The organism is Mesorhizobium sp. M7A.F.Ce.TU.012.03.2.1 (assembly GCF_004006095.1).
Taxonomy (GTDB): domain Bacteria; phylum Pseudomonadota; class Alphaproteobacteria; order Rhizobiales; family Rhizobiaceae; genus Mesorhizobium.
Map to the genome: position 1 here is coordinate 2616844 of NZ_CP034779.1, position 15411 is coordinate 2632254.

General features: G+C 60.5%; 13 protein-coding genes. 7 read left to right on the forward strand and 6 right to left on the reverse strand.

The window, feature by feature from the left end; genetic code table 11:
* Window positions 1–193 precede the first annotated feature (193 nt).
* Window positions 194–340: a hypothetical protein gene (locus tag EJ079_RS33280; RefSeq protein WP_023812705.1), complete on the forward strand. Its 147-nt coding sequence runs from the start codon at window positions 194–196 to the stop codon at window positions 338–340.
* 335 nt (window positions 341–675) lie between these two features.
* Here the strand turns inward: EJ079_RS33280 and EJ079_RS12635 are convergent, their stop codons facing one another.
* From EJ079_RS12635 to EJ079_RS12650, 4 genes are all read right to left on the reverse strand, one after another.
* Complete coding sequence (locus EJ079_RS12635; RefSeq protein WP_210214662.1) at window positions 676–1470, reverse strand: SDR family oxidoreductase; 795 nt, start codon at window positions 1468–1470, stop codon at window positions 676–678.
* Window positions 1471–1547: 77 nt separating this feature from the next.
* Window positions 1548–2198, reverse strand: a complete 651-nt coding sequence (locus tag EJ079_RS12640) for a VOC family protein (protein WP_245481864.1) — start codon at window positions 2196–2198, stop codon at window positions 1548–1550.
* Between the two features lie 55 nt (window positions 2199–2253).
* Complete coding sequence (locus EJ079_RS12645; RefSeq protein WP_127809123.1) at window positions 2254–3060, reverse strand: SDR family oxidoreductase; 807 nt, start codon at window positions 3058–3060, stop codon at window positions 2254–2256.
* A gap of 101 nt (window positions 3061–3161) precedes the next feature.
* Entirely contained in the window at window positions 3162–4463 is a 1302-nt protein-coding gene (locus tag EJ079_RS12650; RefSeq protein ID WP_164873780.1) for an epoxide hydrolase family protein, read from the reverse strand.
* 212 nt (window positions 4464–4675) lie between these two features.
* On the opposite strand from EJ079_RS12650, the gene EJ079_RS12655 reads away from it, so the two are divergent.
* The 6 genes from EJ079_RS12655 to EJ079_RS12690 all read left to right on the forward strand — a co-directional run bounded on the left by EJ079_RS12655 (window position 4676) and on the right by EJ079_RS12690 (window position 12975).
* A complete protein-coding gene (locus EJ079_RS12655; protein WP_127809124.1) occupies window positions 4676–7693 on the forward strand; it encodes a PAS domain-containing protein in 3018 nt (1005 codons plus the stop codon).
* 23 nt (window positions 7694–7716) lie between these two features.
* Entirely contained in the window at window positions 7717–8091 is a 375-nt protein-coding gene (locus EJ079_RS12660) for a response regulator (protein WP_127809125.1), read from the forward strand.
* 90 nt (window positions 8092–8181) lie between these two features.
* Window positions 8182–8799, forward strand: a complete 618-nt coding sequence (locus tag EJ079_RS12665; RefSeq protein WP_127809126.1) for a response regulator — start codon at window positions 8182–8184, stop codon at window positions 8797–8799.
* 969 nt (window positions 8800–9768) lie between these two features.
* Complete coding sequence (locus EJ079_RS12675) at window positions 9769–11055, forward strand: epoxide hydrolase family protein (RefSeq protein WP_127809127.1); 1287 nt, start codon at window positions 9769–9771, stop codon at window positions 11053–11055.
* A gap of 242 nt (window positions 11056–11297) precedes the next feature.
* Complete coding sequence (locus EJ079_RS12685) at window positions 11298–12329, forward strand: D-cysteine desulfhydrase family protein (protein WP_127809128.1); 1032 nt, start codon at window positions 11298–11300, stop codon at window positions 12327–12329.
* Between the two features lie 52 nt (window positions 12330–12381).
* The gene (locus tag EJ079_RS12690) at window positions 12382–12975 is read left to right on the forward strand and encodes an NADPH-dependent FMN reductase (RefSeq protein ID WP_127809129.1); all 594 of its coding nucleotides are present in this window, start codon (window positions 12382–12384) and stop codon (window positions 12973–12975) included.
* A 68-nt stretch (window positions 12976–13043) separates the two neighbouring features.
* On the opposite strand, the gene EJ079_RS12695 is transcribed toward EJ079_RS12690, so the two are convergent.
* Together EJ079_RS12695 and EJ079_RS12700 are read right to left on the reverse strand one after the other, a co-directional pair.
* A complete protein-coding gene (locus EJ079_RS12695) occupies window positions 13044–14573 on the reverse strand; it encodes an aldehyde dehydrogenase (NADP(+)) (protein ID WP_127809130.1) in 1530 nt (509 codons plus the stop codon).
* Between the two features lie 193 nt (window positions 14574–14766).
* The gene (locus EJ079_RS12700) at window positions 14767–15402 is read right to left on the reverse strand and encodes an isochorismatase family cysteine hydrolase (protein ID WP_127809131.1); all 636 of its coding nucleotides are present in this window, start codon (window positions 15400–15402) and stop codon (window positions 14767–14769) included.
* Window positions 15403–15411: the final 9 nt, after the last annotated feature.

The window sequence follows — 15411 nt, forward strand, 5'->3', positions numbered from 1 at the left end:
TTCGGGAAGCTACAAGCAGATCGGCGAGCACATTCGGGCTGGCCGCGCCAGCACGCACAATCTGTGGTGCCTCATCGTCAGGCGGGAAGACGCTGTTTCGTAGACCAACACAAAAGTATTGCCGACACTATCGTGCAATGGATTTGCGGTTGCTGTCAGTCGATACTAGCGCATTCAACACAGGAGATGTGTCATGCGCGATCAACGGCTGAGCAATTCACGCGTCGCAGCAATCGTCAAAACAAAGAACGAAATCAGCGTCAACCAAGCGCGGTGGATCCTGGTTCCGCTGTTCGGATTGTGGATCTTGGTTTCCGCCGCAGGCATGATCCTCGGATGAAGAAATGGCCCCGGCCGTGTGCGCATCCGCCAAACATTAGCCCGGTGCTGTGGCCCGATTTCCTGTCAGCTCCTTGGCCTTCGCCGATCTGCATCGGATGATTGCGAGGTTGTCATCATCCGCTGCTGATGGCCTTCGCTTTATGGATGGGCATTTGCATCTATGCATGCGGCCTGCTTGACGGCTATCGCGCCTACGCTGCGGTGTTATCGATATACTGTCGCGTTCAACGCCATCTTCCCCGATCGGTCCGGCCAAGCGAACATCGTCCCAAGGTGCTGTTGCCGCTTGTGGTGTTGGCGTCCGCAAACGGCGCGTTCCAATTTCGAAGCGCACTAGCCAAGGCACATCAGACATAAGAAATCAGCAGAAGGCTCGGCTTGGCTAGGAGACAAGTTGCTGACCGCCGTCGATGTCGTATGTCGCACCCTCAGCGCGGTGTTGCTCATGATGTGAACGGCAAGTGCGGCGACATCGACCGGGCCGACGACACGCCGGATCGGCAGGGTCGCCCTAAGCTCTTCGCGACGCATGTCAAGGTCTTCGCCGAGCAGGGACGCCGAGAGTGGCGTATCGACGAAGCCGGCGGCGATCAGGTTGATGCGGACGGGTGCAAGCTCGAGCGCCAGATTGGCGATGAGGGCGGGAAAAGCGACCGTCACTGCTGCGACAATCGCCAGGCCTGGCCGCGGGCGACGCGCGCCAGTGCCGCCCATGAATATCAGCGATCCGGCCTGCCTGACCTTGCCGGCGGCGCAGCGGGCGACGTTGATCGCGAGCAGCAGGTGCTCGGTGAGATCATGCCGCGCCTCATCGGGCGCAAGTTCGAGCGGTGAGCGGTAGTGGGGAGCGCCGGCCGTCGCCATGACATGGTCGACTGGCCCGGGCAAATCCCGGAAGAACGCCTCCAGCGCGGAAGGATCGTTGGCATCGAAGGCTGCGATTTCATCTGCGCCAGTCTCACGTGCTGCCACATCCAGGCGATCTCTGTCGCGTGCCGTGAGGATGACCCTGGCACCCTCAGCGCGAGCGCGCCGGGCGGTCTCCAGCCCGATGCCGGAGCTGCCGCCGATGACGACGACGGTTTGGTCGCGCAGATCCGGTTCACGCGGAATGGTTTCGGTAGCCATGACTTCTCCTCATCGCTTTGGATGCGCCATCACATGCCTGGGTCCGACGAAATTGCCGGCAGCGCGCCGCCGCCCTGCTAAAGCGGCAGCTCTTTGCCTGATGCCTCGGCGACCATGTATGAGGCGTACCAGTCCGGCCAGTTCTCGTCGTGCCGGCCACCGTCGCGCTTCTCATGCTCGCCATGCGCCGCCGCAGCGCGGCCGAGTGCGGCGGCCAAATCCGACACGGAGGCGAAGCTCGTCGCTGCGGCCTCGATCCGTCCGGGGAACCGGTTTGTGATCTCCTGCAGCAGCCAGCTGTTGCCATCGGGATCGCTGAACGTCGCGAACGAGACGTAGCTACGTCCTTCGGGATCGCGCCCCTGGATAGGTGGTTGGCCTGGCCCGGCGCGGTGGAACACCTCACTGACTTCAGCCCCCTTTGCTAAAAGCTCGGCGCGGGCGGTCTCAATGTCAGAAACGACGAGATAGGTTGTACTTGCGGCGCCGGGTTCGGCAGATGTGAGCCCTTCGCCGAAGTGCACCGAAGCCGGAGAGCCCGGGGGCGTGAATTGCACAACGCGGAAGGACTCGCCAACCGCGAAATCGGCGTCGAGCCGCCAGCCGAGTCGGGCATAGAAGCGCTTGGCGCGGTCTACATCCGAAACGGGAATCACGACAACTTCAAGTTTCATATCGCTGGTCGCGGTCAGTGCGGCTTTGCCGTCGACAACTTGGGCAATGGTCATAGGATTTTCCTTTGTATGATTCCGAAGGCGCGCGCAGGGCATCCCAGCCGTGCTGCTATGCATTGACGGCAACCCTGTAACGGGACGCCGGCATTTTCCGGGACAGGTTCGGGATCAGCTTCTGGCGTGCCGCTTCGTAGCTATCCCAGTCCGACCGGTCCGGGAGCGACGGGATGGTGATGAGCTCTCCCTGGTCAAAGCCGGCCAGTGCAGCGTCGACCAGGTCTTCTGCCTGCATCACCCGTTCGTCCGGGTAGTTGGAAAGATCACCACCTGCAACATCCCAGAAGTTGGTCTCCACCGCCCCTGGGAGCACCGCCTGGACGGCGATATTCTTGTCCGCGAGCTCTTTGTGCAGCGAAAGGGTAAAGGCGGTGACATAGGCCTTCGTTGCGCCGTAGACACCGTTGAGCAACTCCGGCCAGAGGGCCATGGCCGAACTGATGTTGATGATTGCGCCGCCTCCACGTGCCACAAAAGCCGGCGCCGCCGCGTAGGTCAGACGGGTAAGCGCTGTAACATTCAGTTCTATCATCTCATCCATGGCGTCCACGTCGGTCTCCAGTATGGAGCTGACGGCTCCAAGGCCGGCATTGTTGACCAGCATGGAGATCCCGCTTTCAACGCGAAGCAGTGTCTCAACTTTGCCGCGGTCAGCCTTGTCGTTTAAGTCGGCCGCAATCGTTTTTACGGTGCGTCCAGTGACGCCAGCTATGTGCCGCGCAACGCCGTCAAGCTTTTTGTCGTTGCGGGCCACGAGAACGAGATCGTAGCCTCGGCGTGCAAGCCGGTCGGCATAGACGGCCCCAATGCCCGCAGACGCGCCTGTGACGAGCGCAGTTCCTTTTGTCGACATGTTCACGGTGTTCTCCATTCAAGTCCCAGTGACATTGGCGCGGCCGGGCGGGGGGAGGGACCCGGCCGCGCACTCGCGAGAAGGCGGGGGAGGCGCCTGTGCTCGCGTTAGATGGATTCGCGTAGCGTTTTGAATGCGGCCCGAAGCTCGGCGCTAAAGGTCGCCGGCTGTTCCCAGGCGGCGAAATGACCGCCTTTAGGAAGCCGGTTATAGTGAATGAGCTTCGGATAAGCCTTCTCGGCCCAGCTCTGCGGAGCCTGGTAAATCTCGTCGGGAAACGCGCTGACTGCGACGGGAATCTGGATGCCCCGAGGATCGAAAAATCCTCCTGCAGGGAAATGTGCGTTATCCCAGTAGAGACGCGCCGACGAAATCGCGGTGTTGGTCAGCCAATAGAGTGTGACGTTGTCCAGGATGTCGTCACGTGTCAGGCCTTCGGTCTGTCCGTCGAAGACACGCGCTATCAGTTCATAGCTGCGAATGTCGTGATCGAGCATCCATGCCGCGAGGCCCACCGGCGAGTCAGCAATGCCATAGAGCGTCTGCGGACGATTGTTCATCTCAATCGCGTAGCCAAGCCCGTTTTTGTAGAAGTCGTCGAGCTGGTCCCATGCCCGCCTTTCGTCAGCAGACAAACTTGCCGGGGGAGGGGTCCCAGCGGCAAGCGCCTTCGAAATTTCGGCTGGAACCGTTGCTGCCATGTTGGTGTGAATACCCAACAGTCCGGGGGGCTGCTGAAGGGCCATCGTTTCAGTAACCGCATTGCCCCAATCGCCGCCCTGCGCCACGTATTTCGTGTACCCTAGCCGTTGCATAAGCTCCGCCCAGGCCTTCGCGATGCGGGTCGGCGTCCAGCCCGGTGCCGTTGGTTTGCCGGAGAAGCCGTAGCCCGGTAGCGACGGAATGACCAGGTGGAAGGCGTCCGAAGCGCTGCCTCCATAAGCTGTTGGATCCGTCAGTGGCCCGATGATCTTCAACTGCTCGATGATCGAACCCGGCCAGCCATGCGTGACAATCAGGGGCAGGGCATCCTTGTGCTTGGACCGGACATGGATGAAGTGAATGTCCAACCCATCTATGGCCGTAATGAAGTGTGGCAGTGAGTCGAGCCGCGCCTGCATTGGGCTCCAGTCGTAGTCTGACGCCCAGTAAGCTGCCAATTTCTGGATTGTGGCCAACTGAACGCCCTGCGTGTCGCCAGCGACGGTTTCCTTGTCAGGCCAACGGGTCGCTCGGACCCTGTTGCGCAGATCGTGAAGCTGGTGTTGCGGGAAATTGGGGGAAAATTTGCGGATTGAAGTGTCTGCCGCGGCCGCCTTCAAAGCACTCGGAAGGACGGAAACCGCTCCCAAGGCAACTGTGGTGGCAATGACTTCGCGTCGGTTGGGCATTGTCGATTTTGCTGGCATTGCGGTCTCCTCTGTTTCCCATTCAAGCCGATGGGGGAACATTTCGCTCGTCGGAAGCCGGAATGCGATTGCACCAACGTATTGGCGATACCTTTGTATTGCCTGCGGCTGGGGGCGCGAATCCCGTGGCAAAACCAACACCAAGGCATGATGGACGTCAGAGCCCGCCTGGCGCAGAATCGGGCCCGCGCGACTTTCGCGAAGGGACGGCAATGAAGATGGACCTAGGCCGCGTTCTGTATGCACTGCCCGGACTGGTCTGGACTGCATTGCGAGACGGCCGTATCGATTTCGTCAACCGACAATGGGCCGAATACACCGGTCTCGGCCTCGACGAGGCTCACGGCAGTGAATGGAAGTCGATCGTCCACCCTGACGATCTGCCCTCGCTGCTCGAACGGTGGCAATCGATGTCTGAGGCGGCAGACCTGGCCGAACTGGAGGTTCGCCTGCGCCGCTTCGACGGTGTCTACCGCAGGTTCCTGGTCAGGTGCAGTCCGATATTTGATGCTGAGGGGCAAGTCGAAAGATGGTGCGGCGTTGGTACGGAGCTGGAGACACGGCAGGCCGTGGCAGAAGGCCCCGTGGAGCAGTCGACTACTTTTCAGCACATCGTGGACAGCATCCCGATCCCAGTCGCCGTGACGTCGCCGACAGGCGCTGTCGAATGGCTGAACCAGCCAACCCTCGACTATTTCGGGAAGACTTTGGAAGATTTAAGGGGCTGGAAAGCGTCGGACGTGGTGCATCCAGACGACCTAGAGAGAACGATCGCCGCGCAGACCGACGCTCACCTTCGGGGGAACAGCTACGATGTTGAGAGCCGCCACCTACGCGCCGACGGTGTCTATCGGTGGTACAACGTTCTAGGATTGCCATTACGAAATCCTCGCGGGGATATCCTGCGCTGGTTTCATCTGCTCATCGACATCGACGACCGAAAGCGGGCCGAGGAGTCATTGAGGAAAAGCGAAAACAACCTGCAGACTATTATCGATACGATACCCGCCCTTGTCTGGTCAGCTAAGACTGACGGGGCGGCCGAATTTTTCAACCGACACTACCTGGAGTACGTCGGTCTTGGCCTTGAGCAGGTCCGAGACAGTGGATGGATAGCTACCGTCCATCCGAATGATGTCGACGCTTTGAGGTCTGCCTGGGCGGCGACTCTGGCTGCCGCGCGACGCGGTGAATGCGAAGCGCGGCTACTGCGCTTCGACGGGTCTTACAGGTGGTTTCTGTGCCGCATGGAGCCGTTGTTCGACGATGCGGGAAACATTGTTAAATGGTACGGGGTCAACACTGACATCGAGGCCCAAAAGCGCGCGGAGGCGGCATCGCGAGCGAATGAAGTCGATGTTCGCAACATAATAGATTCGATTCCAGCCCTTGCATGGTCAGCCCAACCAGACGGTTGGGTGGACTTTGTGAATGAACATTACCTGAACTTCACGGGCATGCCGATGGAAGAGCTTCTCGGCTGGCGCTGGCTGGCCGCCGTTCATCCGGACGACATCGAAGGACTGGCCAAGATTTGGCGAGACGGCATCGATACAGGGCTCCCTCAGGAAGCGGAGGGCCGCCTACGCCGCCATGACGGAACGTATCGATGGTTTCTGTTTCGCTCCAGTTCTGTTCGCGACAAAAACTGGAACGTGATCAAATTTTACGGTTTCATAACCGATATCGAGGACCGGAAACGTATTGAGCAGGCTCTTGCCGCAAGCGAGGCCGAGGCGCGCCTCGCCATGGATAGCATCGACGGTATGATATGCCTCTTTACACCGGAGGGCGTCCTAAACGGCGGTAACAGGAAACTTCTAGAGTACTTCAACCTTCCCCTCGAAGAAGTAATGAAATGGGCGACAAACGGGATCACCCACCCCGACGACCTGCAGCATTGTATCGAGAGTTTCATGGCATCTGTCGCTTCGGGGGAACCGTACGACTTCGAAACGCGCTTTCGTCGTTTTGACGGCGTCTTTCGCTGGTTTCAGATTCGCGGACTCCCCCTCTTCAATTCTCAGGGAGAGATCATTCGCTGGTACGGCCTCCTCACCGACATTGACGATCGCAAACGTGCAGAGGAGAAGTTAAAGCACAGCCAGATGTTATTGGCCGAGGGCCAGCGAATGAGCCTCTCAGGTACCTTCTCATGGCTGGTGGATTCGGACGAATTGACCTTCTCCGAAGAACTTCACCGTATCTTCGGGTTTGACGCGGGCGCGCAAATCACATTCGAGGCGATTCAAAGCCGTGTTCATCCGGATGATCTCCCGCTTCTTGCGGGAAAAATGGCGGTGGTGCGCAATGGTGGCGACAATCCCGAGTATGACATTAGACTACGGATGCCCGATGGCGCCATCAAGTATCTCAGGGTGATAGGTCGCCTGATAAAGAGCGACAACGGTCGATCCGAATGTATAGGAGCAGTACAAGACGTTACACAGAAGCGGCTGGCCGAACAGGCCCGCGATGAGCTGCGGTCGGAACTTGCGCATGTCACCAGGGTGACAAGCCTTGGCGCGATGGCCGCCTCAATCGCGCATGAGGTCAACCAGCCGCTCTCAGGCATCGTCACCAACGCCAGCACGTCGCTCAGGATGCTGGCTGCCAATCCTCCCAACCTGGAGGGTGCCCGGGAAACCGCCCGCCGCACAATCCGCGACGGGAACCGAGCGGCAGACGTGATCACGCGTTTGCGCGCCTTGTTCGGCAAGCGTGTTTTCCAAGTCGAGCAGGTTGACCTCAACGAAGCGGTGCGAGAAGTCGTCGCGATCTGCTGGAGCGATCTGCTACGAGCCCGGGCCAGTCTAAAGACTGAACTGGCCGAAGGGCTTCCGCCCGTTTCAGGTGACCGTGTCCAACTACAGCAAGTGGTCATGAACCTACTGCGCAATTCTGCTGACGCGGTGGCAGGTGTCGACAATGCGCCACGACACGTCGTCCTGACCACCACAGCTGGCGGAGAGGGCGCGGTTCGCCTTTCGGTATCCGACTCGGGCGTTGGATTTCGCACCGTCGATCCGGATCGAGTCTTCGATGCTTTCTATTCTACCAAAAGTGACGGTATGGGCATCGGACTGTCGGTCAGCCGGACTATTGTCGAGAGCCATGGCGGGAAACTTTGGGCTGAAGCAAACGAGGGGCCGGGCGCGACGTTCACACTTTCCATCCCGGCCGTGGCCGGCGATTTTTGCGATGCCGCTCAATGCCGAACGGCCACCTAGCAGTGTACCACGGTGAGGTTTTGATGAACGAAAAGGGTCCACTCGTGTCGATCGTCGATGACGACGAATCCGTACGCGAGTCCTTGCCTGACCTTCTGAGGGAGTTTGGCTATCGTGTCGAGGCGTTCTCGTCGGCCGAACGCTTTCTAGCGTCAGGCGACGAGGTCGGGACGAGTTGCTTGATACTGGATATTGCGATGCCGGGCATGACTGGAACCGAGCTGCTGCGCAACTTACGCGACAGGGGGCAACCGGTGCCGATCATTTTCATCACCGCACATCGCGATGAGTTCGTCAGGCAGGGCCTAATGGCCGATGGCGCCGTGGACTGCCTTTACAAGCCATTCAGCGATGCCGCCCTGCAAACGGCTCTGGCCAAGGCGATTCCATCCGTTTGAACAACACGACCGACTACGAGATTTGTCGACTGGAGATACGCAATGCTTAGGGATTTGGGTTACGCGCCGAACCATGCCGGATCATCACCAATGACGAATGAGACGCCTGTCGTGTTCGTGGTTGACGACGACATTTCAGTTCGCGAATCCCTTGAATTGCTCATTGGTTCCGCCGGCTGGCAGCCGGAGATATTCGCATCTCCCATCGAGTTTCTTGCTCGACCTCGCTTGGCAGTGCCTAACTGTCTTATCCTTGACGTTAATCTGCCCGAGTTGAATGGGCTTGCCCTGCAGCAGCTCATTGCTGCCGAGCGAATCGAGACCCCCATAATCTTTGTCACTGGCTACGGCGACATACCCACCAGCGTTAAGGCGATGAAGGCCGGCGCCGCTGAATTCCTGACCAAGCCGTTCGGTGAAGATGTTATGCTGGCGTCCATTGAGCAGGCACTGGAGCGCAGTAGGGCCGCGCTCTCATCGCAATCGAATCTAGAGGTGCTGCGGCAGCGACACGCTTCACTCAGCCGGCGTGAGCAGCAGGTTCTGTCATTCGTTGTATCCGGTCTGATGAATAAGCAGATCGCTTTCGAACTCGGCATCAGCGAAATCACGGTCAAAGCGCATCGGGGACAGATGACGCGCAAGATGCACGCCAAGTCGCTACCGGATCTCGTCAACATGGCCGCTACACTTGGTATCAACGATTGACCATGCATGCCTGGACCGATCCAATTGTATTGATGACACCTTGGGACAATAGGTCAAGGTCACCTCTGCGCTACCCTGATCGCGGCATCGCAGCAGTAGCGGGTTAGGGAAGTCCGCGACCCTGATGAGGGGCCGCTCCATGCGACTGCAGCATTCCCATACGACCACATCGAGTGAGGTTTTCCATATCCATAGCATTTAAGGCCCCGTCTCGATCATTCTTCCGAGCGCCGAGTCGCCGGCTATGCCCGTTCATTATATTGACCCTTCAAGGCCGTTCAGCCGTTCCGAAAGTCCGAAGGTTCATTGACTTCGCCGTTCCGCGTCTTCGATCAGAAATTGGACGCATCACAGCGGGACCCGGTGGCCCTGGGTGATTTGCAAAATTGTGGGCGGTGGCAATTCCAAGACCAGCGGACGCGTTTAACTACTCCCTGACCAACATGGCGAGTTTGTTTTCGGCTTTGCGCCTGACGTGAATGGCGGACACAAGCGCTGTCGCAGGTAGCCAGTGGGGAACGCGCCGGTCCGATCGGGTCTGCGCTTTCACGCGCCGCACAGGCGGGGAGGGCGCCTGCGGCGCAGGCCTACGGAGGCGCTGTAACCGTCCTTTCCGGAGACGTCGGCATCGAGGCCGCCAGCGCAAGCCCGTGTAGAAGGACTTGGCGCGATGGACGTCGGACCTGCGAATGACGGCGTTGAACGTCCTGTCGATGTGGTCGGCGTGCACGGACGTCGGGTGAGCTTGGTTCTTGGATAGCGTTCCGTCGCACGAGGCGGTTACACCAGATCCGAGAACGATGTGCCGTTTCCTCGGTCGGCGTCATGGTTCGAAGGTGTCGACCCGCCACTCACCCCGGCAACCGGTGCTTAGGTATTGCCGATACCTAAGCACAATATCATCGGCAGCCCTGCTGCCAGACGATCCTTGGACCCATCACAACCACTTCGATCCAGACGGAGGACGTCATGTCAGCAGAAGTCGAAACCAAGACCGTACTGTGGCCGACGAGGCGCGAACTACTCGTCGCCACAGCCGCAACCGCCGCGCTCAGCACTCTCCCCAGACCTGCCCGCGCGGCGGCGGGAGGCTACGCAGTGCGTCAGTTCAAGTGCGAGATTCCGCAGAAGGACGTCGATGAGCTCCGTCGCCGCGTTCGCGCCACCCGCTGGCCCGGCAAGGAGACGGTCTCCGACCGCACGCAAGGCGTTCAGCTTCAAAAGTTGAAGCCGCTCATCGAATACTGGGGGACAGATTACGACTGGCGGCAGTGCGAAAAGAAACTGAACACGCATGCGCAGTTCATGACCAGGATCGACGGCCTGGACATCCACTTCATTCACGTCAAGTCCAGGCATGAGAAAGCGCTGCCGCTGATTATGACGCATGGCTGGCCGGGGTCTGTCCTTGAACTTGTCAAGACGATCGGACCGCTCACCGATCCGACCGCGCACGGCGGTACCGCCGTTGATGCCTTCCATGTGGTCATACCTTCGATGCCCGGATACGGCTTCTCAGAGGTTCCGACCGAGACTGGGTGGGGACCGGACCGCATCGCACGTGCTTGGCATGTGCTCATGAAGCGGCTGGGCTATGACCGCTATGTCTCGCAGGGCGGCGACTGGGGCGCAGTCGTTTCCGACAAGATGGCGGCCCAGGCGCCGGAAGGACTGCTCGGCATTCATACGAACATGCCTGCCACCGTTCCTCCGGACATTGCGAAGGCTCTCGCCGACGGCGAACCCGCGCCGGCCGGTCTTTCCGACGACGAGAAGGCCGCCTACGAGCAGATGAACGCGCTCTACACGAAGGGCGCCGGCTACGCCCTGATGATGGTCACCCGGCCGCAGACGCTGGGCTATGCCTTGACGGATTCGCCCGTCGGTCTTGCCGCCTGGTACTACGACAAGTTCGCCGACTGGACCTACAGCAGCGGCGATCCGGAGAAGTCGCTGACTAAGGACGAGATGCTCGACGACATCTCCCTCTACTGGTTCACAGGGACCGCCACGTCGGGCGCGCGGCTCTACTGGGAGAACAACGCCAACAACTTCAACGCCGTCAACATCAAGATACCGGCCGCGATCACGGTCTTTCCCGGCGAGATCTACCAGGCTCCGAAGAGCTGGGCCGAGAAGGCGTACCACAACCTCATCTACTACAACAAAGTCGACAAGGGCGGCCATTTCGCCGCCTGGGAGCAACCGGAGCTTTTCGCATCGGAGCTGCGGGCGGCGTTCAGAACGCTTCGCTGACAGCCCACGTCTTTTCACTCTGAAGGCGAAAGACGCCGGCAATCCCGCACTGACCGGTCTCAGCATGGGCGAGCTTACCACTCTTCCCTCGGTTCGCGACATCGCCGACTAGAACTCATGTGAGGCGGCACGGCAGAAACTGATGCCAAACCTGTCTCGCGACATTTCCGGCCGCTCGGTACAGGACGCCGGCTCTGGCGTCCCGACAAGCAGCACGACAACACTCACAGACGAGACCAGAAATGTCCGACAGCGATCTTTTGGATCAGTTCCCCCGCGTACGCTTGATAAGCCGGCCGACGCCGATCCAGCGGCTGGATCGTCTGGAGCAGGTGCTGCTCGGCCAGAAGCGAAGAGGCGTCTCGATCTGGGCAAAGAGGGACGATCTCATGGAGCTCGGCGGCGGGGGCAACAAGCTCCGCAAGCTTGAGTTCCTGATCGGGCAGGCCCGGTCTGAAGGCTACGACACCCTTGTCGTAACCGGAGGAGTACAGTCGAACTTCGCCCGTCTGGCCGCGGCCGCCTGCGCCAGAACCGGACTGGCATGCGAGGTCGTTCTAGCTCAAATGGTGCCCCGCCAGACCGAGATCTATCAGGCCAACGGCAACGTTTTGTTGGACCGGCTCTTCGGCGCCCGCGTCCACATCCTCGGCACCGGCGACGACGCGGGCGCGACCGCCAGGGCCCGCGCGTCAGAGATCGCCGCGGCCGGAGGCAAGGCTTTCGTGGGCACGCTTGGCGGTTCGACGCCGGTCGGAGCTCTTGGCTTCGTCGACTGCGCATTCGAAATTAAGACGCAATCGACTGAGATCGGCGTCGCGTTCGACCACGTCGTCATCCCAAATGGTAGCGGCGGCATGCATGCCGGCCTGGCCGTAGGAGCCGCCTTGGCCGGAAGAGATCCTTCCATGATCAGAGCATACACGGTTCTTTCGCCCGCGGAGACATGCGTCGCGGCGACGGCGGAGAAGATCAACTCGGTCTTCGACCTCCTCGGGAAGAAAGACCGAATTCGAGCCGAAGAGCTTGCGATAGACGGAGCGCAGCTTGGCGGCGGCTACGGCATGCCGACGCCCGAAATGGTCGAAGCGGTCAGGCTCCTCGGCCGCACTGAAGGCCTGCTTCTTGATCCCGTCTACGGAGGGAAGGCCTTTGCCGGCCTGCTGTCCGATATCGAAAACGAAGTCATCTCGCCTGGATCGAACGTCCTGTTCGTCATGACGGGAGGTTCTCCCGGGCTTTATGCCTACGCAGACGCCCTGAGTAGCGACTGATCCTCTCCCCGGAGGGTCATCAACATCAACCCGACATAAAACGAGGAATGCCATGCCCACGAACCCAAAGATCGCCATCATCATCGGCTCCACCCGGCCGACCCGTTTCGCCGACAAGCCCGCACAGTGGATACTGAAGCAGGCTCAGGCCCGCGACGACATCGACGTCGAAATCGTCGATCTGCGCGACCATCCGCTGCCGTTCTTCGACGAGGTCGCGTCGAACGCCTACGCACCAAGCCAGAGTGCGGAAGCCGTTCGTTGGCAGCAGACCGTGGCCCGATATGACGGGTACATCTTCGTCGTCGCGGAATACAATCGCTCGATCACCGGCGTGCTGAAGAACGCCCTTGATCAGTCATACGTGGAATGGGCGCGCAAGCCGTTCACCGCGATTGCGTATGGCACCGCTGGCGGGTCGCGCGCACTCGAGCATCTGCGTGGAATCGGCGTCGAGCTGCAGATGGTTTCCACGCATGCCGCCGTTCATATTGGCGGCACAGACTTCTTCACCGTCTTCTCGATGGGCGGCAACAAGCCGATCGAAGAGATCGAAGCCAACCTGCTGCCGTCGGCGAAGACTGCGCTGGACGAGCTGGTCTGGTGGGCGAAGGCTACGATGGCTGCCAAAGCCGCCGGGAACTGAGCACGGGAATGTCATCCCCTGGGGTGAACCATCCCACGGCATTTCTTTCTTGACCGTTCACTACCGCGTCAGGATTTCTTGAGCGGCGCCGGCAGCAGGTCGACCGGGAAGTCCTGATAGGAGACCGGCCGCAGGAAACGATAGATGGCCAATGTGCCGACCGAAGTCGATCTTCCGTCCGACGTCGCTGGATAGGGGCCGCCGTGCACCATTGCCGGCGAAACCTCGACGCCGGCTCCGAAGCCGTTGACGAGGAGCCGGCCGGCGAGAAGTTCCAACTGCGGGATCATCTGGGAGGCGGCGGCGACGTCCTCGGTATCCACGTGCAGCGCGATGGTCAACTGACCTTCCAAGGATTCGACGACCCTGCGCAGATCGTCGTGGTCACTACAGCGAACGATCAATCCCGCCGCGCCGAAGACTTCTTCCTGAAGCTCCGGATTGGAGAGAAAGGCCGCCGCCGTCGTCTGGAAAAGCGCGGCCGAGGCCTGATGAGCCGTTCCGCTCTTCCCGGCAGAGACCTGCGATACGGACGGTGAGCACGAAAGCCTTGCAACGCCTTTTCGATACGCCTCGCAGATGCCGCGTGTGAGCATGGTCTGAGCCGGCGCCTCCACCAACGCTGCCGCCGCGCTCTCGACGAAGGCGTCAAGCCCCGCGCCTTCGATGGCGATAATCAGACCAGGATTCGTGCAGAATTGGCCGGCGCCGAGGGTCAGCGAAGCCGCGAACGATCTCCCGATTTCCGCGCCCCGGCCCAGCAGTGCGTTTGAGTAGAGTATGACGGGGTTGATGCTGCTCATTTCGGCGTAGACGGGTATCGGCTGCTTCCGCTCTGACGCGATCTTCATCAGCGCGGTGCCCCCACGACGAGAGCCGGTGAAGCCGACGGCGCGCACCCGGTGGTCGGCGACCAGTGTCTGGCCGACCTCGAATCCTGCGTCGAACAAAAGCGCGAAAGTCCCCGACGGAAGCCCACATGCCGCGACGGCGTCGACCACGGCCTTGCCAACCAATGCGGAGGTTCCGGGATGGGCGGAGTGCGCCTTGACGATCACCGGACAGCCGGCGGCGAGGGCCGAGGCAGTGTCGCCACCAGCGACAGAAAAGGCGAGGGGAAAATTCGACGCTCCGAACACCGCGACCGGACCGAGAGCGATGTTGCGGAGCCGAAGATCGGGCTTCGCAACCGGCTTGCGGTCGGTTTCGGCTGGATCGAAGCGCAATTCCTGGAAAGCACCGTCTCGGACCTCCTTCGCGAAGAGCCTAAGCTGTCGGACCGTCCGGGCACGCTCTCCTTCGATGCGGTCGCGCGGCAGTCCCGTCTCGTCGATCACTCGCAGGACGAGTTCGTCGCCAAGGGCGAGAACTCCTTCCGCGATCGCTTCCAGGAAGCGGGCTCGATCTTTGAGCGATGTCTCCTTGTAGACCGGGAAGGCGTCCCACGCCAAGGCTGCGGCCTGCTCGACCTGCTCCTTCGTCGCGCCTGCGAAGTTCGGCTCCAGGGTGTTGCCGTTGGCAGGATTGGTCGCGGAGAAAGCTGAGGCCGCGCCGCGCACGTTCGCGCCGCCGATAAGAAGGTCGCCGGAGAGTGTCATCGTGGATCCTTTCGAATGACGAGCAGGCCGCCTTCCATGAAAATGGGAGGCGTCGGCGGCTAGCTGTGGAATTCAAATAAGGTTCTGCGAAGCACCTCCCAACCCCCGAAGCGAAAATAGTATTCCTGTTCGAACTGAGGAATCCGGCGTGCGGTAGGACGCGCGCCGGATGGCTGTGGCAACGGGGTCGAGCTTACGCCGTCTGGGTGAGAGCGATCGCGGCGACGGTTTCCTTGGTGCTCACGATGGCGCTCGCGTAGCTCGGAAGATTGACCTCGAGCGCCGCATGCATCATTTCCGGCGAGTAGTCGGCGACCGCGTCCCTCACGACGGTGACGTCGTATCCAAGTTCGGCCGCGTATCGCACGGTGGCTTCGATGCATGTATGGGCTACCAGGCCAATCACGATGACACGCTGGATGCCGTGCCGTTTCAGCTCAAGATCGAGATCGGTGTTGGCGAAGCCGCTCGAGCACCAATGTTCGGATGCGACGACCTCACCAGCCTCGGGAACGAATTCGGCACGGAACTCGCCGCCCCACGTGCCGAATTCGAAGCTCTTGCGGTGCCAGGCCGCACGCTGGATCGGCGCCACGTACTTCCAGTTCTCGTAGTCTCCGGCCCGGTAGCGATGATGCATCGCGAAGAACACCCGGATCTTGGCTTCACGGGCGGTTGTCAGCACTTCGAGCATGTGCGGTACGCAGTTGTTCGCCTCGGCGACCTCCTTGATCCGCGGCCAGATCTTGCCACCCTCGGAAATGAAGTCGTTGTACGGATCGACCACCAGCAGTCCGGTATTGCTTCTATCGAAGGATAGTTCAGTCATGATGTTCTC